Origin of the sequence: Streptomyces sp. NPDC017936, assembly GCF_044328485.1 — a bacterium.
Classification (GTDB): domain Bacteria; phylum Actinomycetota; class Actinomycetes; order Streptomycetales; family Streptomycetaceae; genus Streptomyces.
Genome location: NZ_JBIRHK010000001.1, coordinates 727586 through 750145 on the forward strand (window position 1 = coordinate 727586; position 22560 = coordinate 750145).

At 74.8% G+C, this 22560-nt stretch carries 19 protein-coding genes; 10 read left to right on the plus strand and 9 right to left on the minus strand.

The features are described 5' to 3' along the window. Positions 1–15: 15 nt before the first annotated feature. Positions 16–1434 carry a dihydrolipoyl dehydrogenase family protein gene (locus ACH4F6_RS03020; RefSeq protein WP_397958078.1) on the minus strand — a complete coding sequence of 473 codons (1419 nt, stop codon included), beginning with the start codon at positions 1432–1434 and terminating at the stop codon, positions 16–18. Positions 1435–1591: 157 nt separating this feature from the next. Between ACH4F6_RS03020 and trxA the strand changes: the two genes are divergently transcribed. After that, on the plus strand, positions 1592–1987 hold the full coding sequence (gene trxA, locus ACH4F6_RS03025; RefSeq protein ID WP_397958079.1) for a thioredoxin: 396 nt from the start codon (positions 1592–1594) through the stop codon (positions 1985–1987). A 275-nt stretch (positions 1988–2262) separates the two neighbouring features. On the opposite strand, the gene ACH4F6_RS03030 is transcribed toward trxA, so the two are convergent. Together ACH4F6_RS03030 and ACH4F6_RS03035 are read right to left on the minus strand one after the other, a co-directional pair. After that, the gene (locus ACH4F6_RS03030) at positions 2263–3312 is read right to left on the minus strand and encodes a LacI family DNA-binding transcriptional regulator (RefSeq protein ID WP_397958080.1); all 1050 of its coding nucleotides are present in this window, start codon (positions 3310–3312) and stop codon (positions 2263–2265) included. Between the two features lie 123 nt (positions 3313–3435). Continuing rightward, on the minus strand, positions 3436–4086 hold the full coding sequence (locus tag ACH4F6_RS03035; RefSeq protein WP_397958081.1) for a TetR/AcrR family transcriptional regulator: 651 nt from the start codon (positions 4084–4086) through the stop codon (positions 3436–3438). Positions 4087–4204: 118 nt separating this feature from the next. Here ACH4F6_RS03035 and ACH4F6_RS03040 point away from each other — a divergent pair, with 118 nt between their 5' ends. Both ACH4F6_RS03040 and ACH4F6_RS03045 read left to right on the plus strand, forming a co-directional pair. After that, complete coding sequence (locus ACH4F6_RS03040; RefSeq protein WP_397958082.1) at positions 4205–4768, plus strand: NADPH-dependent FMN reductase; 564 nt, start codon at positions 4205–4207, stop codon at positions 4766–4768. Positions 4769–5191: 423 nt separating this feature from the next. Further along, on the plus strand, positions 5192–6136 hold the full coding sequence (locus tag ACH4F6_RS03045) for an FkbM family methyltransferase (protein ID WP_397958083.1): 945 nt from the start codon (positions 5192–5194) through the stop codon (positions 6134–6136). Between the two features lie 72 nt (positions 6137–6208). On the opposite strand, the gene ACH4F6_RS03050 is transcribed toward ACH4F6_RS03045, so the two are convergent. Together ACH4F6_RS03050 and ACH4F6_RS03055 are read right to left on the minus strand one after the other, a co-directional pair. Beyond that, positions 6209–7588: a TerD family protein gene (locus ACH4F6_RS03050; RefSeq protein WP_397958214.1), complete on the minus strand. Its 1380-nt coding sequence runs from the start codon at positions 7586–7588 to the stop codon at positions 6209–6211. Positions 7589–7971: 383 nt separating this feature from the next. Further along, complete coding sequence (locus tag ACH4F6_RS03055) at positions 7972–9423, minus strand: MFS transporter (RefSeq protein WP_397958084.1); 1452 nt, start codon at positions 9421–9423, stop codon at positions 7972–7974. Between the two features lie 201 nt (positions 9424–9624). On the opposite strand from ACH4F6_RS03055, the gene ACH4F6_RS03060 reads away from it, so the two are divergent. Next, positions 9625–10125, plus strand: a complete 501-nt coding sequence (locus tag ACH4F6_RS03060) for a MarR family winged helix-turn-helix transcriptional regulator (RefSeq protein ID WP_397958085.1) — start codon at positions 9625–9627, stop codon at positions 10123–10125. Positions 10126–10504: 379 nt separating this feature from the next. Here the strand turns inward: ACH4F6_RS03060 and ACH4F6_RS03065 are convergent, their stop codons facing one another. Together ACH4F6_RS03065 and ACH4F6_RS03070 are read right to left on the minus strand one after the other, a co-directional pair. Further along, the gene (locus tag ACH4F6_RS03065; RefSeq protein ID WP_397958086.1) at positions 10505–11320 is read right to left on the minus strand and encodes an SAM-dependent methyltransferase; all 816 of its coding nucleotides are present in this window, start codon (positions 11318–11320) and stop codon (positions 10505–10507) included. A 182-nt stretch (positions 11321–11502) separates the two neighbouring features. Continuing rightward, positions 11503–12891 (minus strand): glycoside hydrolase family 43 protein, encoded by a 1389-nt coding sequence (locus ACH4F6_RS03070; RefSeq protein WP_397958087.1) that lies wholly within the window; start codon positions 12889–12891, stop codon positions 11503–11505. Positions 12892–13119: 228 nt separating this feature from the next. Between ACH4F6_RS03070 and ACH4F6_RS03075 the strand changes: the two genes are divergently transcribed. Then, entirely contained in the window at positions 13120–14547 is a 1428-nt protein-coding gene (locus ACH4F6_RS03075) for an amidase (RefSeq protein ID WP_397958088.1), read from the plus strand. Between the two features lie 326 nt (positions 14548–14873). Beyond that, the gene (locus tag ACH4F6_RS03080; RefSeq protein WP_397958090.1) at positions 14874–15344 is read left to right on the plus strand and encodes a type II toxin-antitoxin system PemK/MazF family toxin; all 471 of its coding nucleotides are present in this window, start codon (positions 14874–14876) and stop codon (positions 15342–15344) included. Between the two features lie 18 nt (positions 15345–15362). Here the strand turns inward: ACH4F6_RS03080 and ACH4F6_RS03085 are convergent, their stop codons facing one another. Beyond that, positions 15363–16184, minus strand: coding sequence for a TIGR02452 family protein (locus tag ACH4F6_RS03085; protein WP_397958091.1), 822 nt, complete (start codon positions 16182–16184; stop codon positions 15363–15365). Positions 16185–16470: 286 nt separating this feature from the next. On the opposite strand from ACH4F6_RS03085, the gene egtA reads away from it, so the two are divergent. Genes egtA through egtD form a run of 4 tightly spaced genes read left to right on the plus strand, consistent with a single transcriptional unit; the run spans position 16471 to position 20913 of the window. After that, on the plus strand, positions 16471–17811 hold the full coding sequence (gene egtA / locus ACH4F6_RS03090; RefSeq protein WP_397958092.1) for an ergothioneine biosynthesis glutamate--cysteine ligase EgtA: 1341 nt from the start codon (positions 16471–16473) through the stop codon (positions 17809–17811). Next, on the plus strand, positions 17808–19160 hold the full coding sequence (gene egtB, locus ACH4F6_RS03095) for an ergothioneine biosynthesis protein EgtB (RefSeq protein ID WP_397958093.1): 1353 nt from the start codon (positions 17808–17810) through the stop codon (positions 19158–19160). Before egtA ends, egtB begins: the two co-directional genes overlap by 4 nt. After that, positions 19160–19954: an ergothioneine biosynthesis protein EgtC gene (gene egtC, locus ACH4F6_RS03100; RefSeq protein WP_397958094.1), complete on the plus strand. Its 795-nt coding sequence runs from the start codon at positions 19160–19162 to the stop codon at positions 19952–19954. Before egtB ends, egtC begins: the two co-directional genes overlap by 1 nt. Then, positions 19951–20913, plus strand: a complete 963-nt coding sequence (gene egtD / locus ACH4F6_RS03105; RefSeq protein ID WP_397958095.1) for an L-histidine N(alpha)-methyltransferase — start codon at positions 19951–19953, stop codon at positions 20911–20913. Before egtC ends, egtD begins: the two co-directional genes overlap by 4 nt. Before the next feature lie 92 nt (positions 20914–21005). On the opposite strand, the gene ACH4F6_RS03110 is transcribed toward egtD, so the two are convergent. After that, positions 21006–22556 (minus strand): glycosyl hydrolase family 28-related protein, encoded by a 1551-nt coding sequence (locus ACH4F6_RS03110; protein ID WP_397958096.1) that lies wholly within the window; start codon positions 22554–22556, stop codon positions 21006–21008. Between the last annotated feature and the right edge of the window lie 4 nt (positions 22557–22560).

A 22560-nucleotide genomic window follows, 5' to 3' on the forward strand; every position in this document is an offset into this window, starting at 1 on the left:
TTGCCGCCGGGCGGTTCAGCTGTCGCGGAACGCCTCCAGCAGCCGCAGCCACACCTCGCTGATCGTCGGGTAGGACGGGACGGCGTGCCACAGCCGGGCGATCGGCACCTGCCCCGCGACGGCGACGGTCGCCGAGTGGATGAGCTCGCCGACGCCGGGGCCGACGAAGGTGACCCCGCGCAGGATCTCGTCCTCCAGGTCGACGACCATGCGGGCGCGGCCCTTGTAGCCGTCCCCGTACAGGCCCGCGCCGGCCACGGAGGACAGGTCGACGTCGACGGCGCGGACGCGGTGGCCGGCCTGTTCGGCCTCCGCGAGGGAGAGGCCGACCGCGGCCGCCTCGGGGTCGGTGAAGACGACCTGCGGGACGGCGTGGTGGTCGGCGGTGGCGGCGTGGGCGCCCCACGGGCCGGAGTCCAGGGGGGACGCCCCCGAGGCGCGGGCGACGATGGCGGCGCCCGCGATCCGGGCCTGGTACTTGCCCTGGTGGGTGAGGAGGGCGCGGTGGTTGACGTCGCCGACGGCGTACAGCCAGTCGGTGCCGGTGACGCGGAGGCTGTCGTCGACCGGGAGCCACGAGCCCGGTTCGAGGCCGACGGTGTCGAGGCCGATGTCGTCGGTGCGCGGGGCGCGGCCGGTGGCGAAGAGGATCTCGTCGGCCTCGATGCGGTCGCCGCTGTCGGTGACGACCGTGACGGTGCCGTCCGACCGGGTCACGGACGCCACCGACGTGCCCGTGCGCACGTCCGCGCCGGCCTCGGCGAGCGCCTCGGCGACCAGTTCGCCGGCGAACGGCTCCATCCGGTTCAGCAGGCCCTTGCCGCGCACGAGGAGGGTGACCCGCGCGCCGAGGGCCTGCCAGGCGGTGGCCATCTCGGTGGCGACGACTCCCCCGCCGACCACGACGAGGCGGCCGGGCACCGACCGCGCGCTGGTCGCCTCCCGGCTCGTCCACGGTTTCACCTCGGCCAGGCCCGGCAGACCGGGCAGCACGGCCCGGCTGCCGGTGCAGACGGCGACGGCGTGCCGGGCGGTGAGGACCTTGTCGCCCACGGCCACGGTGCGGGGGCCGGTCAGCCGGCCGTGGCCGCGGTGGAGGTCGGCGCCGATGCCGTCCAGCCAGCCGACCTGGCCGTCGTCCTTCCAGTCGGAGGTGTAGGAGTCCCGGCGGGCGAGGACCTCGGCCGCGTCCAGCGGTCCGTCGACCGCCCGGCGCAGGCCGGGCAGGCGCCGTGCGTCGGCCTGGGCGATGACCGGCCGCAGCAGCGCCTTGCTGGGCATGCAGGCCCAGTACGAGCACTCGCCGCCGACCAGCTCGCTCTCCACGACCGCGGTGGTGAGGCCGGCCGCGCGGGTGCGGTCGGCCACGTTCTCCCCCACGGGCCCGGCCCCGAGCACCACGACGTCGTACGCGATGTTTTCCGTTTCCGTCATGGGGTCAGTCTGGTGGGTGGCGTGAGGGGCGGCCACACGGGTAGGGGCGCGGAATACGCGACCGGCCGGCCGTGTTGTGCGGACGGCTTCACCCCACGTCAGCCACCACCTGCCGGGAAGCACCCCGCGGGTAGCACCGGGAAGAAGGAATCACGTCATGAGCAGCACCGTGGAGCTCACCAAGGAGAACTTCGACCAGACGGTCACCGACAACGACTTCGTGCTGATCGACTTCTGGGCGTCCTGGTGCGGGCCCTGCCGTCAGTTCGCCCCGGTGTACGAGAAGGCCGCCGAGGACAACCCGGACCTGGTGTTCGGCAAGGTGGACACCGAGGCGCAGCCGGAGCTGGCCGCGGCCTTCGGCATCCAGTCCATCCCGACGCTGATGATCGTCCGGGACCGCGTCGCCGTGTTCGCGCAGCCGGGCGCCCTGCCCGAGGCCGCCCTGGCGGACGTCATCGGGCAGGCCCGCAAGCTCGACATGGACGAGGTCCGCAAGGCGGTCGAGGAGCAGCAGGCCGCCGGGGGTCCGCAGGGCGCCGGGAGCGAGTGACCTCCCGGTCCGGGTGACCTCCCGGACGCTTTCCGTCCGAGTCCCTCCGTACAGGGCGTACGGCGCCGCGTCGCCGCGCCCGGCGGCCCGCGGGACTCGCCCGGGGCCCGGAGGCCCCTGCGCGCGGCCGCCGGACCGGCGGCCGCGCGGCGGAACGAGGTGATCGGCGCAACCGGGCGAGCCGCGTCCCGGGGGCGGACGCCTCCCGGTCCGGTCGAGCGCGCGACGTCCCGGCCGTGCCACGGTCACCGGCGTGCGACCGGTGCGCGGGGGCGTCAGGTGGAGTCGCGGTGCACCACGGAGGCTTCCAGCAGTTCGTGCGACTCGGGCGCGGCATCCGGGTTGCGGACCGCCCGGTCGACCAGTTCGGCGAGGTCGCGGCCGGACGGCAGCGCGATCCGGACGGTGCTCAGCCGGGGGCGCAGCAGCCGGCCGAGCATCAGGTCGTCGGCGCCGATGACGGCCGTGTCCTCGGGAACGCGCACGCCCTCGTCCTGCAGGGCCCGCATCAGCAGCATGGCGTACTCGTCGTTGTAGGCGAAGACCGCGTCCAGGCCGAGCTCCGGCCAGCGGGCGGCGAGGGCCGCCGCGGACTCCTCCGTGTAGGCGAGGGGCAGTTCGGTGACGGTGGCGCCGGTGCCGTGCAGGGCGTCGCGGGCGCCGGAGAGGCGGGGCGCGGAGAACATCCGGTGGCCGGGCTCCTCGGGGACGACGACGCCGACGCGGCGGCGGCCGCGCGCGTGCAGGTGCCCGGCGGCGCTGCGGCCGACGCCGGTGTGGTCCAGCAACAGGGCGTGGGCGCCCTCGACGGGTTCGGAGGCGAGGGTCACCACGGCGCGGGCGCCGGAGCGCTTGAGCACCGCCACGCCCCGCGGGCCGAGGCCGGGTCCGGGCACCAGGACGGCGACCGGCCGCAGTTCGGCCCAGGCGCGGGCGGCGTCGTCCCCGTGCAGGCCGCCGGCGCCGTACTGGACGACGGTGTAGTCGAGGCGGCTGAGCGCGCTCTGCAAGTCGTGCACGAACTGGCTGTAGAGGGGGCCCGCCGGGACGGGCGGGGCGGGCATCAGGACCATGCGGCTGTGTCCGGCGCGCAGGCTGCGGGCGGCCGCGTGCGGGACGTACCCGAGGTCCTTGGCGGCCTGGCGGACCCGGCGGCGGGTGGGTTCGCTGATGCGTACGGCGCTGGTGTTGTTCAGCACGTAGGAGACGGTCGCGCGCGAGACGCCGGCCAGGCGGGCCACGTCGGCGCTCGTGGGCACGGAGCGCGGCGCCGGCGACGGTGCCGGCGCGGGCGTGTTGGGTATCTGCACCATGACGTACCGCATCTTGGCAGAAGCGCGGGCGGGCCCGCCGGGCGGGGCCGCGGGAGCCGGTCCGGACGCCCCGCGGGACCGGTTTTCCGGGTGCGGCTGCGAACTCCGCTCGCACGGACGGTGTCTGAGCGACCGTCAGCAGGTCGTCAGCCGGTCCACCAGGTCGCTCCAGCCGGCCTCCAGGCGCTCCAGCGGCGTGCCGCACTGCCGGGTCAGGTGGTGGACGAGGACGGGGTTGAGGTAGCCCATCAGCGTGTGGGCGAGGAGCTCGCCGTCCGCCCGCGGGGCCGCCTGCCGCAGCAGCAGCGCGACATGGCTGTGCAGGACGCGGCGCGCCGGGACCTGGAAACGGCGGTCCGCCGCCGGCTCGGCCGCCAGTTGCAGGTCGAGCTCGTCGACCGTGCGCCGCAGCAGGGCGACGCCGAACGCCCGCAGCCGTTCCGCGGGCGGCGCGCCGGGCCCGAGCGGCGGCGGGCCGGACAGGAAGGCCGCCTGGAACTTCCGCTCGGAGTGGTCCAGGAGCGCCGTCAGCAGTCCGGTGCGGTCGCCGAAGCGGCGGAACACCGTGCCCTTGCCGACGTCGGCCGCCGCGGCCACCGCCTCCATCGTGACCGCGGCCGCGCCGTGCTCGGCGACCAGGCGGGCGGCGGCGTCCAGCAGTCGGGCCCGGTTGCGGGCCGCGTCGGCGCGCAGGCAGCGCTCCTCATCGGTCTGGCCGAGCTGCAGCAGCTCGGGTTCGCCGAAGGTCTCCTCAGGCCTGCGGAAGGGCGGCAGCGGGGTGGACATGAACACAGCGTAAAGCACGGGGAATGAAACTGGACCGCGGTCCGCTTACAGTGATAGAACCTTAAACGGACCCCGGTCCGGATCGTGACGGCACTGTTTCAGCCTCCTGGAGTTCCCCATGTCTGTTCGTATCCTCGCGCTCGTCGGCAGCCTCCGCGCCGGTTCGACCAACCGCCAGCTCGCCGAGGCCGCCGTGAAGCTGGCTCCCGAGGGCGCCGAGGTCGACCTCTTCGAGGGCCTGGCCGACATCCCCTTCTACAACGAGGACATCGACGTCGAGGGCAGCGTCCCGGCCACGGCCGCCAAGCTGCGCGAGGCCGCCCAGGCCGCCGACGCCTTCCTGCTCTTCTCCCCCGAGTACAACGGCACGATCCCGGCCGTCCTGAAGAACGCCATCGACTGGCTGTCCCGCCCGTACGGCGCCGGCGCCTTCGGCGGCAAGCCGGTCGCCGTGGTCGGCACCGCGTTCGGCCAGTTCGGCGGCGTGTGGGCGCAGGACGAGGCCCGCAAGGCCGTGGGCATCGCCGGCGGCAAGGTGATCGAGGACCTCAAGCTCTCCATCCCCGGCTCCCTGACCCGCTTCGCCGAGACCCACCCGGTCGACGACGCCGAGGTCGCCGCGCAGCTGACCGAGGTCGTCGCCCGTCTGCACGGCCACGCCGGCGAGGCCGCGGCCGCCTGAGTGCCGTAGGCGCCGCCGAACGGGCGCCGGGGGTCCGGAGACGCGCTCCGGACCCCCGCGCCGTGCCGACGGGGCCCGGAGCCGCTCCGGACCTCGTCGGCCCGTGGTGCGAGGGTCCGGAGCGCGTCTCCGGGCCCTTTTCGCGTACCCCCGGTCCGGCTCCGCGAGCCGTTCGGCGGCCGGGCGACGGACCGCTCGATCCCCCGGCCGCCTCCCCGGCCGCGGCGCGCGGATCACCGTGCCCCCGTCCGCCTCCGTTCGCCCCGGTCCTCACCGAGCCCGCCCGCGCCGGGCGCCGGACCGCTCCCGAGGTCGGCACGCCGTGCCCGCACGGAGCCGTGAGCCGGTCACCTCGTCACCGGCATCGGTGAATGTCGTGCGATCCGGGGCCCGGACCCCGCCCGGTCTGATAGGGGTGGCCGGATGCAGACCCTTTATCGACGACTCCTGCGGCTCGTGCCCCGCCTCGGTGTGCGGGTCACCGACCTGGCCCCGGGAGCCGCGCTGGTCTCCCGGTCCGCCGCCCCGTACGCGGTCGTGGGCGCGGGCAGGGGCACCTGGATCGTCCGGCGCACGAAGGACGGGACGCCCGGCGGCGGCGACGGCAGCGCCGTCCGGCTCGGCGACAGCGGCGCGGTGCTCCTGATGGACGCCGCGGCCGGGCGGGACGAGCGCGGGCTGCAACTGGCGGCCGCCGAGTACCTGTGCACCCGGCACGTGGCCGCCATGCTGGCCCTGTACGGCGTGAACTGCGTCTTCGACGTCGGCGCCAACACCGGTCAGTACGCCCGGCGGCTGCGCGGGCTCGGCTACGGCGGGCGGATCGTCTCCTTCGAGCCCGCCCCCGAGACCTTCGCCCGGCTGGAGGAGGCCGCGGCGGACGACCCCGACTGGCGGGTGTACCCCTGCGCCCTGGGCCGCGAGAACACCGCCGCCGCCCTGCACACCGGCTGGAAGACCATGAACTCCCTGCTGGCGCCCAGCGCCTACGGCAAGGGCCGCTACGCGCGGTTCGCCACGACCGACACGGCGCGGATCCCGGTCCGCCGTCTGGACGAGATCATGGACGAGGCCCTGGAGGGCCTCACCGCCCCCTGCCCGTACCTGAAGATGGACACCCAGGGCTACGACCTGGAGGTCTTCGCCGGGGCCGGGGAGCGCACCGCGGAGTTCGTGGGCCTGCAGTCCGAGGTCGCCGTGCTGCGGCTGTACGAGGGCAGCCCGCCGATGTCCGAGGCGATCGCCGCGTACGAGGCGGACGGCTTCGGCATCACCGGCATGTACCCGGTGACGCGCGAGGCGACCACCGGGCGGGTGATCGAGTTCGACTGCGTGATGATGCGCGCGGACGCCGCGCCCGCGGCCTAGGCCGGCACGGCCCGCCGCTCCTGCCGGCGGGGCGGCGGGTCCCCCGGTCCCGCGGCACGACCGCCGGTGGGGTCAGCGGCGTTTGAACTCCACCGGGCCCGCGTTCATCTCGATGGTGCCGTCCGCGTGCAGCACCGGCCGGCGTTCGGTCATCCGGGCGCTGTAGGCCTCGACGTGGTGGATGGCCGCTCCGTCCGCGGAGGTGAAGTCGACGAGGGCGATCGCCACCCAGTAACGGGTCTTGGTGTTCTCGTAGAGCGGGACGGTGACCGTGGAGCCGCGGCCGTCGTCGACCACGACCCTGGCGCCGAAGCTGCGGAAGGAGCCGAAGCCGTTGCTGACCGCCGAGTAGGCGCAGAGCAGGACGTAGCCCTGTTCGTCGGGGCGCACGATCTGGACGGCCTCGCGGCCGGGGACGCGGGAGTCGCCGTCGAGGCGGATGTAGGGGCGGTCGGTGAGCGAGCCGAGGTCGCGGTAGTAGACGACGTCCGCCGCCTTGCCCGCCTTCTTGCCCGTCTTCGCGGTCGCCGGCGCGGCGGGGGCCTGTGCGCCGCCGGGCCGCAGCGGCTCGCCCTGCGCCACGTGGCCCGACCTGACCAGGGTGCCCGGTTCCCGGGAGCCGCGCAGCGCCTTCGCGGCGGGGACGTACAGGGCGTACAGGTCGAGGTCGGCGCCCTGCCGGCGGCGCCGGTCGCTGCCGCCGTCCCACTCCAGGGCCACCGTGACGACCAGCCGGGGGTCGCCCTTGTCCAGGCTGAGGGAGACCTGGCTGCCCTTGTCGAGGCTGATCCTCCCGAGCGGCGGTTTGACCAGGCTCGGCGGGGTCGCGGGCGGAGCGGTCGGCGGGACCGGTGCGGCGGGCGGTACGGGACCCGCCGCCGGGGCCGGTGCGACCGGCGGCGCGGGGGGCGCCGGCGCGGGTTCGGGGGTGTCGTCCTCGGCGACCTCGATGCCGAAGTCCGTGGCGAGTCCGGCCAGTCCGTCGGCGTAGCCCTGTCCGATGGCGCGCAGCTTCCAGGCCGGGCCGCGCCGGTAGAGCTCCGTGAGCAGGACGGCGCGCTCGCCGTCCAGGAGGGCCGGCGGGCGGAACACGATCGTCTCGGCGCCGGCCTGCACGGCGCTGACCCGGACGTTCTCGACCTCACGGAACGTGCGGGCGGTGTCGTCGGGGTCGCAACTGGCCACCAGCACCACCCGGTCGACGTCGGCGGGCAGGGCGGCCGGGTCGACCTCGATGCGCTCGGGACGTCCGGCGTCGGCGGCCAGGTGGCGGACGGCCCCGGACGCGGCGGAGGGCTGGTTGTAGAAGACCAGGTCGTCGTCGGACCTGACCTTGCCCTCCGCGGTGACCAGGAGGGCGCTGAGGTCGACCGTGTCGCCCTCGGCGTGCAGTTCCACGGTCACCGGGCCGGCTCCCACCGCGGTGTTCCCGCCCTTGCCCAACTCCGGCATGCCGCTCACCCCGCGCTCTCCCCGTGGCCTTTTCCGCCACTGTGCCACACCGGGCCGGGAGGCGGCGGCCGCCACCGGTTCGGCCCGCGATGCCGGAAAGGGCGGCCGGCACGGTGTGGCACGCCCCGGGCCGGACTCCGGGCCGGACTCCGCTCGGCGACCGGGCGCCGGCGGGGACGCTCCCGGACGCCACGGCTCACGGGGCCGGCCCGACTGTGCGGGGGCGGCGGGCGGCGGGCGGCGGGCGGCGGGCGTGGTGAACGCCCGGTGAGGCGGGACGCCGTCGCGTCCGCCGGCCACGGGCGGACGCGACGGCGTACGGGGCGGGCCGGTCGGTCACGGCACCCGGGCGATACGGGAGGGGCCCCGCCCGCCCCGGACGGTCAGACCTTGGCCTGCTCGGGCTCGGGAGCCGGGTCGGCCTCCTCCGTGCCGGCCTGCGCGGCGCGGGCGGCGGGGATGAGGGTCGCGACGGCCGCGGAGACCAGGGCGAGGCCGCCGCCGACCAGCAGCGCGGTGCGGAAGCCGTCCTCGGAGGCGAAGGTGTGGCCGCCCAGGGTGGTCGTCATCTGGGCCAGGATCACGCCGATGACGGCGGCGCCGACCGACGTGCCGAGGGAGCGCATCAGGGTGTTGAAGCCGTTGGCGGCGGCGGTCTCCGAGAGCGGCACGGAGCTCATGATCAGGGCGGGCATCGAGCCGTAGGCGAGGCCGACACCGCTGTTGATGACGATGCCGACCAGCATCAGCCCCCAGGCGGAGCCCATCAGCGCCATGGACAGGCCGTAGCCGGCCGCGATGACCAGCGCGCCGCAGATCAGGGTGAACTTCGGACCGCGGGCGTTGGTGAGCTTTCCGCCGAGCGGGGAGACGAACATCATCATGATGCCGCCGGGCGCCATCCACAGACCGGCCGCCAGCATCGACTGGCCCAGACCGTACCCGGTGGCCTCCGGGAACTGCAGCAGCTGCGGCATGACGAGCATGCTCGCGTACATCGCGAAGCCGACGAAGACCGAGGCGACGTTGGTGAGCAGCACCCGCGGGCGGGCGGTGGTGCGCAGGTCGGTCAGGGGGTCGGTGGTGCGGATCTCCCACAGTCCCCAGGCCGCGAACACGACCACGGCGGCGGCGAACAGACCGAGCGTCAGGCCCGAACCCCAGCCCCAGTCGGCGCCCTTGGAGACCGCGAGCAGCAGGCAGACCAGGCCGGTGCCGAGGCCGAGCGCGCCGGGCAGGTCGAAGCGCTGGCCCTTGGCGGCGGCCGGGACGTCCGGGATGAGGAACCAGATCAGCACGGAGACGAGGACGGCCATGCCGGCCGAACCCCAGAACAGCACGCGCCAGTTCGCGTACTGGGCGATCGCCGCGGCGATGGGCAGGCCGAGGCCGCCGCCGATGCCCATGGAGGCGCTGACCAGGGCGATGGAGGAGCTGAGCTTCTCCACCGGGACGACGTCGCGCAGGAGGGCGATGCCGAGCGGCACCATGCCCATGCCCATGCCCTGGAGGCCACGTCCGACGATCATGGTCACGACGTCGGAGGCGACCGCGCACACCACCGAGCCCGCCACCAGCGGCACCGCGCACACCAGGAGCATGCGCCGCTTGCCCACGAGGTCGCCGAGCCGTCCGACGACCGGCACGCAGACCGCGCCGGCGAGCAGGGTGACCGTGATGACCCAGGCGGCGTTCGACGACGAGGTGTTCAGGATCTGCGGCAGCTCGGCGATGAGCGGGGTGACCAGGGTCTGCATGATCGCGGCCGTGATGCCGGCGAGCGCGAGCGTGGCGACCACGCCGCCCGCGCGGGCCGTGGGCTGGGGGGCGTCCATGGGCGGACTCCTCGACTTTCTCTCGGTACCGGAACAGCGCCGGACGGTCCGGAACTACTTGCCGGAAGTGAAGGATATGCATCTTACATGCGGCATGTATCAACCATGTGATGTGGCGGGTGCACGACGGTGTGCCAGGATGGAACGTCCGCCCGCCGGGAGGTGTCCCGGGGCGGTCGCACGAACAGGAGGCTCGGGCACATGGACAGGCCGACGCAGGAGGTGGAGTACGAGCAGATGCTGCTCAGCCGCCACACCTTCCTGAACCACCGCGGAGGCCGCCGCAAGGACGGGGTGCTGGAGCGCAGCGCGTACATCCTGCTGAGCCGGATCCGCGTCCAGGGGCCGATGTCGATCGGCGAGCTGAGCGAGGCCTTCGGGCTGGACGCCTCCACGCTGAACCGGCAGACGGCGGCGGCGATGCGCGCCGGGCTGCTCGACCGGATCCCCGATCCGGCGGGCGGGATGGCCCGCAAGTTCCGTCTCACCGACGAGGGCGGGCGGCTGCTCGACGAGGAGCGCGAGGGCATCGTCGAGGTGCTGGACCGGGTGATGGCGGACTGGTCGGACGACGAGATCGCCGCCTTCGCGGGGTATCTGCGGCGCTTCAACCACGGGATCGAGCGGATCGGGGGACGGCCGTGGCCACGACGGTCGGCCGCGCCGGCCGCGCGCGGGACGCGGTCCGTCGAGGGCGGCTGAGCGTCAGCGGCGCATGCCGGTCCGCCGTGACCGGTCGCGCGGTTCCCCGCGCCCTCGAGGAAGTGGGCTCACCGCGGGCCGGCGGGTCGGCGTGAACTTGCCGTCGGCGTCGGCGTCGAGGGAGTCGTGGCACGGTCCCGTGGTGCCCGCCCGGCAGGCGTGCTCCCCCTCCGCCCCGGCCGGCGACCGTCGGCCGGGGCGTGCCGGGTGACGGTCGCGCCGCCGGATCCGAGGCCGTGGGCGGGGGTGAGGCCGGCCCGTGGGGGGCAGGGCTCGCGGAAGCGGAAGCGGGCCGCGTCCCGCCAGGAGGCGTTTCCGGCCGGCGGCCGCCCTCCGTCGTCCGCCGGCCGGACCCCCCACGGGCCCGGGGCCCGGGCCGTCAGGGCTTGCGGCCCACCCCGCAGTAGGCGTCGACGGCGGAATTGGCCGAATCACCCGGCTCCGGACGCCAGTCGGTCACCCGGACGACACCCGGCTCGACGAGTTCGAGACCGTCGAAGAAGCCGGCGATCTCCTCGACGCTGCGCACGTGGTACGGCACCGCGCCGCTCGCGTTGTACGCCTCCGACGCGGCGATCATGCCCTCGCTGGTGGCGGTGCTGTCGCTGATCACCAGGTGACTGCCCGAGGGGAGGCCCGCCATCAGCCGCCGCACCAGGTCGCGCGCCTGCTCGTGATCGGCGACGTGCCCCAGCGTGTTCAGGATGATCAGGGCGACCGGCCGGGTGAGGTCGAGGGTGCCCTCGGCGGCCTTCAGGACGGCCTCGGGGTCGTACAGGTCGGCGTCCAGGTAGGCGGTCCTGCCCTCGCGCGAGCTGGTGAGCAGGGCGTTCGCGTGGGCGAGGACGATGGGGTCGTTGTCGACGTACACGATCCGGGCGTCCGGGGCCACGCGCTGCGCCACCTCGTGGGTGTTGTCGGCGGTCGGCAGACCGGTGCCGACGTCCAGGAACTGCCGGACGCCCTGCTCACCGGCCAGGTGACGGACGGCGCGCCCCAGGAAGAGCCGGCTGGAGACCGCCACGTCGACGAGGCCGGGGAAGATGTCCTTGATGTGGTCGCCGATCTCCCGGTCGACCTCGTAGTTGTCCTTGCCGCCGACGAAGTAGTTCCAGAAGCGGGCCGAGTGCGGCTTGGACGTGTCGATCCGGCCGGGCGCCGCTCCGTTGCCGGTGGTCTGGTTGTCGTCCGACACAGCAAAGCCTCCTGCGCGTGCACGTGGATGATCAGGGCCCCAACCTAGGCGAACTTCCGGCCGTCGAACGCGCGTCGGACGAGCGGGAGGCGGACCACCGTGCCGTTTCGGCCAATCGCGACGCCCGGGAGCCCGGCGGCCGCGTCGCGCTCCCGCCCGGCCGGGCCCCGGCGTCCCGGCTCTCAGGCCCAGCCCGTGACGGGCACGAACGAGCTGTCCTGCCGGAACAGGTCCGTGCCGTCCGTCTGCTCCACCCGCAGCTGGTAGTTGTAGTGGCGCAGGTAGTGGCCGGGGTAGTTGTACGACTCGAAGCGCACCGAGCCGCTCGCGGTGCCCGTGCGGGCGATGAACGTGGCGTCCTTCGCGAAGGCGGAGGTGCCGTCGTCGGCGTCGAAGCGGCCGCGGAAGGAGTAGTGGCGCAGGTGGTTGCCGGCCGCGTCGCGGAAGGAGCAGCCGTTCGCGTCCGCCAGGCCGGCCACGACGGTGAAGGTGGAGTTCTGCTTCTGGGCGCTCGTGCTGGAGGAGGTCACCACCGGGAGGTCGAGCAGCGAGGACGACTCCTGCCAGTAGCGGGTGGGGTAGTTGGCCGACCGGAAGGAGCGGGTGACGTTCCTGGCGAGGCTCACTCCGCCGGCGACCGTCTCCTTGACGACGGTGAAGTGGCGTGCCGTGCCCGAGACGGCCGGCAGGGCCTTGGGCGTGCTCCAGGTGGCGAAGGTGTCGTGACTGTCGCTGTAGTAGTAGGTGCCGTCGCCGTAGCCGTCGAAGAAGATCCGCCAGGCGCCGTTGTCGAGCTGGACGAGGGCCGGCCCCTCGCGGTAGCTGCCCCAGCCCGCCCAGTTGCCGGTGCGGGAGACGGTGTAGGGGCCGGTGAGGCGGCTCGCGGTGGCGTACTCGATGTACTTGGTCGTCTCGTTCTTGGTGAAGGCGTGGTAGGTGGAACCGATCCGCACCAGGAAGGTGTCGATGTGGTTCTTGCCGATGCCGGCCAGGGCGACCGGCGAACTCCAGGAGGTGAGCGCGGAGTCGGCGGCCTTCAGCAGGTACGGGGTGAAGATCCACTCGTCGTCGGTGGTCGAGCAGGAGACGATGACGTTGACGCTTCCGTCGCCGTCGACGAACCACTCCGGCGCCCAGGCCCGGGACAGCCCCGCGACGGGGACCGGGTGGTCGTACAGGAACGTCCAGTTGACCCGGTCGGTGCTGCGGGCGAAGCCGATCGTGGTGCTGACGTCCTGCCAGGTGTGGGTGGTGTAGGTGAGGTAGTACGAGCCGTCGGTGTGCTTGAGGATGCTCGCGTCGCGGATGCGGTTGCCGGGCGGTGTGTAGGCGGAGGACCGCAGGAGCCGGAAGTCGGTGGCGTCGTCCGACTGGTACACGTTCACCGTGCCGTCGTCGCTGTCGAGGAACGGCACGATGGTGTAGCGGGTGGCCGAGCCGCCGGGCGGGGCGGCGGCGAGCGCGGCGCCGAGCAGGCCGGGCGACTCGCCGAGGACGAGGGCCGAGGCGGGCAGGACCGCCATCGCGCGCAGCAGGGTGCGGCGGGACGGCGTGGGGGGACGGGTGGTCATGGGCGGCTCTCCCTACGGCTCAGCGTCCGAGATTCCGAACACGGTTCGGAAATTCGGTCAGACCGTAGGGGTGCGGCCCCCACTCGTCAATGCCCTGCGCAGGAACGCGCGGACGCCCCGCGGGAAAGCCGCGGCGGCCACCGAACCCGCCGTCGTCCGGCGGTCGTCCCTTCGGGCCTCCCCGCACGTTACCGTTCAGTAGACGACGTGCTCCCGGAGGTGTCCCGCATGACGCTCGACCGTTCCGCAGGCCTCGCGGAGACCGCCCGTGCGCTGGCCGAGGGGGAGGTGTCCTCCCGCGCGCTGGTCGAGCGGGCCCTGGCGCGGATCGAGGCGACCCAGGGCACCCTCAACGCCTTCCGGATCGTCCGGACCGAGGCGGCGCTCGCCGAGGCCGGGGCCGCCGACCGGGAGCTGGCCGCCGGAGCGCGGCGGCCCCTGCTCGGCGTGCCGGTCGCCGTCAAGGACGACATGGACGTGGCCGGCGAGCCGACCGCCTTCGGCTGCTGCGGCTCCCATCCGCCGGCCGCCGAGGACGGGGAGGCGGTGCGGCGGCTGCGCGCCGCCGGCGCCGTGATCGTCGGCAAGACCAACACCTGCGAGCTCGGGCAGTGGCCGTTCACCGAGGGCCCGGCCTTCGGCGCGACCCGCAACCCCTGGAACACCGCGCACACCCCCGGCGGCTCCTCCGGCGGCTCGGCGGCCGCGGTCGCCGCGGGCCTGGTGCCGGCCGCGCTCGGCTCCGACGGCGCCGGGTCGGTCCGCATCCCGGCCTCCTGGACCCATCTCGTGGGCGTCAAACCGCAGCGCGGCCGCATCTCCACCTGGCCGCGCGGCGAGTCCTTCCAGGGCATCACCGTCAACGGCACGCTGACCCGGACCGTGGCCGACGCGGCCCTCCTGCTGGACGCGGCGAGCGGCAACCACGAGCGCGACCCGCACCGCCCGCCCGCCGTCGACGCCTCGGCCGCCGTCCGCCGCGACCCCGGCCGGCTGCGGATCGCGCTCGCCCTGAAGCCGCCGTTCACCGCCGTGCCCGCCCGGCTGCGGCCCGAGGTGCGCGCCCGGATCGTCGACCTCGCCGGGACGCTGGCCGGCCTGGGGCACACCGTCGAGGAGGCCGACCCGCCGTACGGGCGGATCGGGCTGACCTTCGTGCCCCGGGCGACCGCGGGCATCGCCGAGTGGGTCGCCGAGGCGCCCTTCCCCGCGCTGCTCGACCGGCGCACCCACGGCGCCGCCCGGCTGGGCCGGCTCCTGGGCGGCGCGCCGCTGAGGGCCGCCCGGCGCGCGGAGGCGGCCCTGCACCGCAGGATCGGCGCCTTCTTCACGGCGTACGACGTGGTCCTCGCGCCGACGACGGCCACCGGCCCGCCCCGGATCGGGGCCATGGCGGACCTCGGCGGCTTCGCCACCGACCGCGCCATCATCGCCGCGTGTCCGTACGCCTGGCCGTGGAACGTCCTCGGCTGGCCCGGGGTCAACGTGCCCGCCGGGTTCGCGCCCGGCTCACTGCCGGTCGGGGCGCAGTTGCTCGGCCCGGCGCACAGCGAGCCGCTGCTGCTGTCGCTCGCCGCGCAGTTGGAGGCGGAGCTGCGCTGGCACGAGCTGTGGCCGCCGCGGCCGGAGCCGGTCGCGAACGCGACGGCCGGATGACGGCGTGGACGGCGTACGCCTCGCGGGTCGCGCCCGTGCGCCGGTCTCCTGACGGGGCGTCGGCGGCCGGCTCGGGGGACGGATCGCCGGCGCGGCCGGTCCGGTGACCCGTCCAGGGGCCGGCCGCGCGCCCGGACGGCGCTCACCCGGGCCGGCCACCACCGCCCCTCGAGCCACAACGGCCCTCACCCGCCCGGGACTTGTCCCTGCGGGCGCGCCGCCCCGCCGGCCGTGCGCCCGTCGGGGAGGCGTGACCCGGGAGGTCACGGAGGCGGCCGCCACCCGGCGGCGGAGTCCGTCGCGGCGGCAGGTTCTAAGGTGCCCGTGTGAACGCGTTGACCGAAGAGAACGTTCCGGGCCGCTCCGGCCCCTCCGCCACCACCGAGGCCGACCCCCGGGAAGTCGGCCGGGTGCGCACCGAGTACTCCCCCGCGCACGACGGCGACCCCGATCCCGGCGAGATCGTGTGGACCTGGGTGCCCTTCGAGGAGGGCGACGGACGGGGCAAGGACCGCCCGGTGCTCGTCGTGGCCCGCGAGGCGGCCGGGACCTTCCTGGCCGTCCGGTTGTCCAGCAAGCGGCCCGACGCCGGGCGGTCCGGCGGGGGGAGGGACGCCCGCGCGTGGGTGCCGATCGGCAGCGGACCCTGGGACCGGTCCGGCCGGGACTCCTGGGTGGGCGTGGACCGCGTGCTGCGGCTGCACGAGCAGGGCATGCGCCGGGAGGCGTGCGCGCTGGACCGGATGCGCTTCAACCTGGTGGTCCACCGGTTGCGGGAGCGCTACGGCTGGGTCTGAGGCCCCTGGGGAGCCGGGTCACGGCCGGAGGGCGAACGCCTCCTCGAAGGCCCCGCGCACCACGCTCCCCGGGGTCCGGTCCAGCACCCCGAACACCACGTGCGCGAAACTCCGGCCGAACCGCCCGCCCGGCTCCAGCAGCGTCCGGAACGCCCCCGCCACCTGCGCGGGGTCGTTGCGGAACACCCCGCAGCCCCACGCGCCGAGGACCAGGCGCCGGTAGCCGTGCGCGGCGGCCGTCTCCAGGACGCGCTCGGCGCGGACGGCCAGGGCGCGCGGCAGCTCGGGGGCGCGCTCCGGCGTCGTGCGCAGCACCACCCCGGCGTTCGGCGCGGCGGCCGTGAGGAACCCCGCGGTGTACGGCTCGTCCAGGAGCCGGCCGCGGTCGTCCCGGAACACGGGCACGGCCGGGGAGTGGACGACCCGGTCCGTGTAGAAGGCGTCGCGGTGGGCGCGGTGGTGGTCGTAGAAGGCGCGGGCCCCGACCAGGCAGGCGTACAGCGCGGAGGCGCGGCACAGGGCCTCCTCCTGGGCCTGGGCGCCGTTGAGGTAACCGCCGCCGGGGTTGCGGGCGGAGGCGAAGTTCAGCACGGCGACCGGGCCGTCCGCCGCGAGCCGGCGGGCGGCCCGGGTGCTGCTCTCGCCGGTGACCTCCACGAACGGGTCCACCTCGGGCAGGCCGGGCACCGGGACCGGGTCCGGTCCCACCGTGCGCGTGCCCTCGCGGGCGGCCTCGACGGCCGCCGCGAGGGACACCTCGCGCCCGTCCGGCGCACGGTACGCGCCCGCCGCGACGATCTGCTCGGTCTCGCGGGCGATCTGCCGCAGACGCGCGCTCACGGCGCCACCCCCGTGGGCGCCGCGACCGCGCTCCGCGCGGCGTCCTCCGTCCCGTGCGCCTCCCCCGTCGTGCTCATGAACGCATGGTGAGCGATGCTGGTCGTGCGGTGCAACGGAATATCCCCGCGGGGCCCACGCCCCCGGAATCGGAGGTTCATGACCCGGAACGTGTGGTTGTGCACCCTTGTGCGAATCCGGCCGAGGGTCTTGGGTGGGACGAGTGATGCCGGTCCGGCTCCACCGCCGCCGGACCGATGGCATGGTGGAATCTCAGGAGGATCCCGACATGTCCGACATACCGAGTTCCCCTTCGGCGGGCGACTGTACGAGGTCGCGTACCGCCCTCACGGAAGCCGAGGTGGAGGCCCTCGTCAGGGGCATCTGCTTCAAGACCGGCCCGCCCCGCACCGTCGGGGTCGAGGTGGAATGGCTCGTCCACGAGCTGCGCGCACCGCAGCTCCCCGTGACACCCGAACGACTCGAAGCGGCCTACGCCGCCCTGCGGACCGTGCCCCTGGAATCGGCGCTCACCGTCGAACCCGGCGGCCAGCTGGAGCTGAGCTCGCCGCCCGCCGCCTCCCTGATGGAGTGCATCGGCACCCTCTCCGCGGACCTGGACGCCGTCCGCGCGGTCCTGCGCGGGGCGGGGCTCGTCCTCTCCGGCATCGGCACCGACCCGTGGCACCCGCCCCGCCGGTTCCTGCGCCGACCCCGCTACGACGCCATGGAGGCGTACCTCGACCGCACCGGCCCCGCCGGCCGGGCCATGATGTGCACCTCCGCGTCCGTGCAGGTCTGCCTGGACGCCGGGTTCGAGGAGCCCGGCCCCCTGGGGCACGGGCGGCGCTGGTGGCTGGGGCACACCCTGGGCGCGGTGCTCGTCGCCGCCTTCGCCAACTCCCCGGTGCTCGACGGCGCCCCCACCGGCTGGCGCTCCAGCCGGCAACTGCTGTGGACGGAGATCGGCGCCGACCGCGCCGGCGCCCCCGACCTCGGAGCCGAGCCACGCGGCGCCTGGGCCCGGCGCGTCCTGGACGCGCCGGTGATGTGCGTACGGCGCGACAGCGGGCCGTGGGACGTGCCCGACGGCCTGACGTTCCGGGAGTGGGTCCGGACCGGTTCGCCCACCCGGGCGGACCTCGACTACCACCTGTCCACGCTCTTCCCGCCGGTCAGGCCCCGCGGCCACCTGGAACTGCGCATGATCGACGCCCAGCCCGGCGACGACGGCTGGATCGTGCCGGTCGCCGTGACGACGGCGCTGTTCGACGATCCGCAGGCCGCCGAGACCGCCTACCGCGCGGTGAAACCCCTGGCGGAACGGGCGCTGTCGCAGCCCGCCCCGCACAATCCGCTGTGGGCCGACGCGGCCCGCGCCGCACTCACCGACCCCGAGCTGCACGAGGCCGCCGTCATCTGCTTCGCGGCGGCCCTGGAGGCACTGCCCCGGATCGGCGCCACCGCCGCCGTCACGGAGACGGTCACCGCGTTCCGCGACCGCTACGTCCTGCCGGGCCGCTGCCCCGCCGACGACCGGCTCGACCGCCTGCGCGGCACCGCCGCCGCCTCCCGGCCCCGCCCGGCCGGCCCGCTGCCCGCCGCCCACGGGAAGGACATCCGCCCATGACCGGTCCCGCCCCGGACACCGAGACCGCCGGCGCCACCGGCCCGGCCGCCGACACCGACACCCTGCGCGAGCGGGTGCTCGCCTCGCTGACCACCGCCCGTGAGCGCACCACGCTCCTCACCACCTGCGTCGAGGACCCCGACCTCACCGCGCAGCACTCGCCGCTGATGTCCCCGCTGGTGTGGGACCTCGCGCACATCGGCAACCAGGAGGAGCAGTGGCTCCTGCGCACGGTGGCCGGGCGCGAGGCGATGCGCCCCGAGATCGACAGCCTCTACGACGCGTTCGAGCACCCGCGCTCCGAACGGCCCTCGCTGCCGCTGCTGCCGCCGGACGAGGCCCGCCGGTACGCGGCGGAGGTGCGCGGACGGGCCCTCGACGTGCTGGAGTCCGCCGATTTCCACGGCACGCGGCTGACCGAGGCGGGCTTCGCCTTCGGGATGATCGCGCAGCACGAACAGCAGCACGACGAGACGATGCTGATCACCCACCAGCTGCGCACCGGCCCGCGGGCGCTGACCGCCCCCGACCCGGGCCCGGCCCCCCTGTTCACCGGCCCTCCCGAAGTGCTCGTCCCCGGCGGCCCGTTCACCATGGGCACCTCCGCCGAGCCCTGGGCGCTGGACAACGAACGCCCCGCCCACGTGCGTGAGGTGGCGCCCTTCTTCATCGACACGACCCCGGTGACGAACGCCGCGTACCAGGCGTTCATCGACGACGGCGGCTACCGGGAGGAACGCTGGTGGACGAAGGAGGGCTGGGACCACGTCCGCCGGAACTCCCTGCGCGCCCCGCTGTTCTGGCGCAGGGACGGCGGGCAGTGGCTGCGCCGCCGCTTCGGCGTCACCGAGGTCGTACCGCCCGACGAGCCGGTGCTGCACGTGTGCTGGTACGAGGCCGACGCCTACGCCCGCTGGGCCGGGCGGCGGCTGCCCACCGAGACCGAGTGGGAGAAGGCCGCCCGGTACGACCCGGCGACCGGGGGCTCGATGCGCTACCCGTGGGGCGACGCCGACCCCGGACCCGAACACGCCAACCTGGGCCAGCGGCACCTGCGCCCCGCCCCGGCCGGCAGCTACCCCGCCGGTGAGTCCCCGCTCGGCGTGCGGCAGCTGATCGGCGACGTGTGGGAGTGGACGGCGAGCGACTTCCTGCCCTACCCCGGCTTCCGGGCGTTCCCCTACAAGGAGTACTCGGAGGTGTTCTTCGGACCCGCGTACAAGGTGCTGCGCGGCGGCTCGTTCGCGGTGGACACGGTGGCCTGCCGGGGCACGTTCCGCAACTGGGACCACCCGGTCCGGCGGCAGATCTTCTCCGGGTTCCGCACGGCCCGTTCGGGGGCCGTCTGATGTGCCGTCACGTGGCCTACGTCGGGCCCGCGGAGCCGCTCGGCCGGATCCTGGTGGAGCCCCCGCACGCCCTGTACCGCCAGTCGTGGGCGCCCCGCAGGCAGCGGTACGGCACGGTCAACGCCGACGGCTTCGGGGTGGGCTGGTACGCCGAGGGGGACCCGGTGCCGGCCCGCTACCGCCGGGCCGGGCCCATCTGGGCCGACCTGTCCTTCGCCGACCTGGCCCGCGTCGTACGGACCGGGGCGCTGCTGGCCGCCGTGCGGGACGCGACGCTGGCCGGCGCGGACGCGGAGGCCGCCGCGGCGCCGTTCGCCGCCGGGCCCTGGCTGTTCAGCCACAACGGGGCGGTCCGGGGGTGGCCCGGATCCCTGGCGGCCCTCGCCCGCGGCCTGCCGGCGGCCGAGGTGCTGTCGATGGAGGCCCGCAACGACTCGGCGTTCGTCTGGGCGCTGGTCCTGGCCCGGCTGCGCGCCGGGGACACGGAGGGACAGGCGCTGGCCGACACCGTGCAGGAGGTGGCCGCGGCGGCCCCCGGCTCCCGCCTCAACCTCCTGCTCGCCGACGGCGAGACGGTCACCGCGACGGCCTGGGGCGACACCCTCTGGTACCTGACCGGGTCCGGCCGCACGGTCGTGGCCTCCGAGCCCTACGACGACGATCCGCGCTGGCAGGAGGTCCCGGACCGCACGCTGCTGTCGGCGGACCGCACCGACGTCCTACTCACCCCGCTCAAGGACCCGGCCGCGGACACCGCACCCGTACCCGTACCCCCCGAGGAGACCGGCACGTGAGCCCGTTCCGCATCACCCGCACCCTGCCCGAGGACGCCACGGACGCCGCCCTGCGCACCGACGTCCGCGACGGCCTGTCCGCCTTCCCCAGGACGCTGCCGCCGAAGTGGTTCTACGACGCCCACGGCAGCGACCTGTTCGAGCGGATCACCGGGTTGCCCGAGTACTACCCGACACGGGCCGAACGCGAGATCCTCGTGGACTGCTCGGCGGAGATCGCCGCCGCGGCCGGCGCCCGCACCCTCGTCGAACTGGGCTCCGGGTCGTCGGAGAAGACCCGCCACCTGATCGCCGCGCTGACCGGGCTGCACACGTACGTGCCCGTCGACGTCAGCGAGAGCGCCCTCACCCAGGCCGGACGGGCCCTGATCGCCGAGCGGCCCGGCCTCGGCGTGCACGCCCTCATCGCCGACTTCACCGCCCCGCTGACGCTGCCGGACACCCCGGGCCCCCGGCTGCTGGCGTTCCTCGGCGGGACGATCGGCAACCTCGTGCCCGACGAGCGCGCGGCCTTCCTCGCCTCGGTCCGCGGCCTGCTCGCGCCCGGTGACGCGCTGCTGCTCGGCACCGACCTCGTGAAGGACGAGGACGTGCTGGTGCGGGCCTACGACGACGCGGCGGGGGTGACGGCCGCCTTCAACAAGAACGTCCTGGCCGTCGTCAACCGGGAGCTGGGCGCCGACTTCGATCCCGGCGCCTTCGACCACGTCGCGCTCTGGGACGCGGAGAACGAGTGGATCGAGATGCGGCTGCGCTCCCGTACGGCGCAGACCGTCAAGATCCCGGCGCTCGACCTCGCCGTCGACTTCGCCGCGGGCGAGGATCTGCGCACGGAGGTGTCGGCGAAGTTCCGGCAGGAGGGGGTGCGGGCCGAACTGTCCGCCGCCGGGCTGGAGCTGACCCACTGGTGGACGGACCGCGAGGGGCGCTTCGCGCTCTCCCTGAGCGCGGTGCGCTGAGCGCGGTGCGCCGGGCGTGATCCGCCGGGCCCGGCGCGCGGACGGCCGGGCCCGGCGCGGGCCGGCGGGGTCGTGCCGGCCCGCGACGGGTGTCAGCGCGCCGGGACCGGGCCGGGCGCGGCGTTCCCGCCGGCCGGCGGCATCGGCGGTGTCGGCGGCGTGAGCGGCACGGGCGGCGCCGGCGCCGTGCCGGCGGGCGGCGCCGTGCCCGTCGACGACGCCGGGCCGCCCGGCGCGACGGGTCCGTCCGGCGGGGCCGGCGCGTCCGGCGGGACCGGGCCGTCGGGCCGGCCCGGCGCGGGTGCGTCGGGGGCGGTCGTGTCCAGGCAGTCGACGAAGGTGACGAAGCCGGCCCGTTCGGCGCCTTCGGCGATCGCGAACTCGCCCGCCGGATGGCTGCGCAGCAGACACATGTCGTAACGGGCGAGGGTCGGCAGGGAGTCCGGCGGGACCGTCGTCCGGTATTCGTGACGGCCCACCAGCTGGCAGGACTCGTAGCGGATCAGCGGTCCGCGCGGACCCACGGCGTAGCGGTGCGGCCGGACGTCGGCGGAGAAGTCCTTGAAGGCGATGCTCGTGTCGTCGCAGTCGCTGAAGTGGACCGTTCCGCTCTTCCACACGCAGTCGATGATCCGCGCGTCGGGGTTGCGCACCTCGAACCGGATGTCCGACGCGTGGAACCGCTGCACCGAGTCGTGGTGCTGGGCGACGGGGAAGCGGAAGAACGTGCTGCTGGTGCCGTACTCCCGCGTGCCGCGCGGACGCGTGCCGGTGATGATGTAGGAGCCGCCCCGGCAGGTGATCGAACCGCCGTAGGGGAACTCCAGGAAGTTCCCCCACTCGTACTCGACCTTCATGTCGGTGAACCAGTAGTTGAGGAACTGGTCCTGCTCGTGGGGATCCGTCTGCCGGCGGCGCGACAGGCCCGAGTAGAGGAACGCCCGGCGGTAGCTGCCGCCGACCCGGCACGCCTCCCAGCGCATCTCCGAGTTGGTGTCCGTGCCGTCCAGGGCGAGCCCGAACTCCCACTCCCCCATCCACTCGCACTCCGAGAACCGGTAGTCCTGCGCCTGTCCGGTGGAGTACGAGCTGAAGAAGGAGGCGCCCGGCGTGGCCGAGCGGAACTGCATGCGCTCGAAGGACAGGTTCGACCAGACGTCCTCGTTGCGGCACAGGTAGGAGCCCGGCCCGTCGGCCGGCCGGAAGACGAGGGTGGTCATGCGCTTGCCCGCCCCGCTGATGCGCAGGCCGTTGGCCGAGCGCAGCGGGGCGGCGCCGTTCAGCAGGGCGTGCGGGCGGGTGATGAGGAACTCGCCGGCGGGAATCTCGATCACCGTGCGTCCGACCCCGCGGACGACCCGCGAGGCCGCCAGCGAGTAGGCGATCTCGAACGCCGTGGTGTCGTCGGTCCGTCCGTCGCCCACCGCGCCCATGTCGGCCACGTTGACCACGAGGGGCACCTGGCCGGCGGAACGGCGCCGGCCGCCTCCCGAGGGTCCGGGCGGGTCGTCGGGGGCGCGTTCCGGTCCCATGGCGGCGGACGCGGTGTGCGCGGTCAGAGCTGTCGCGGCGACCACCGTCGCGCCGCCGCGCAGCCATCCCCGACGGCTGACACGAGACTTCCCGCCTTCCCGTTCTGCCATACTT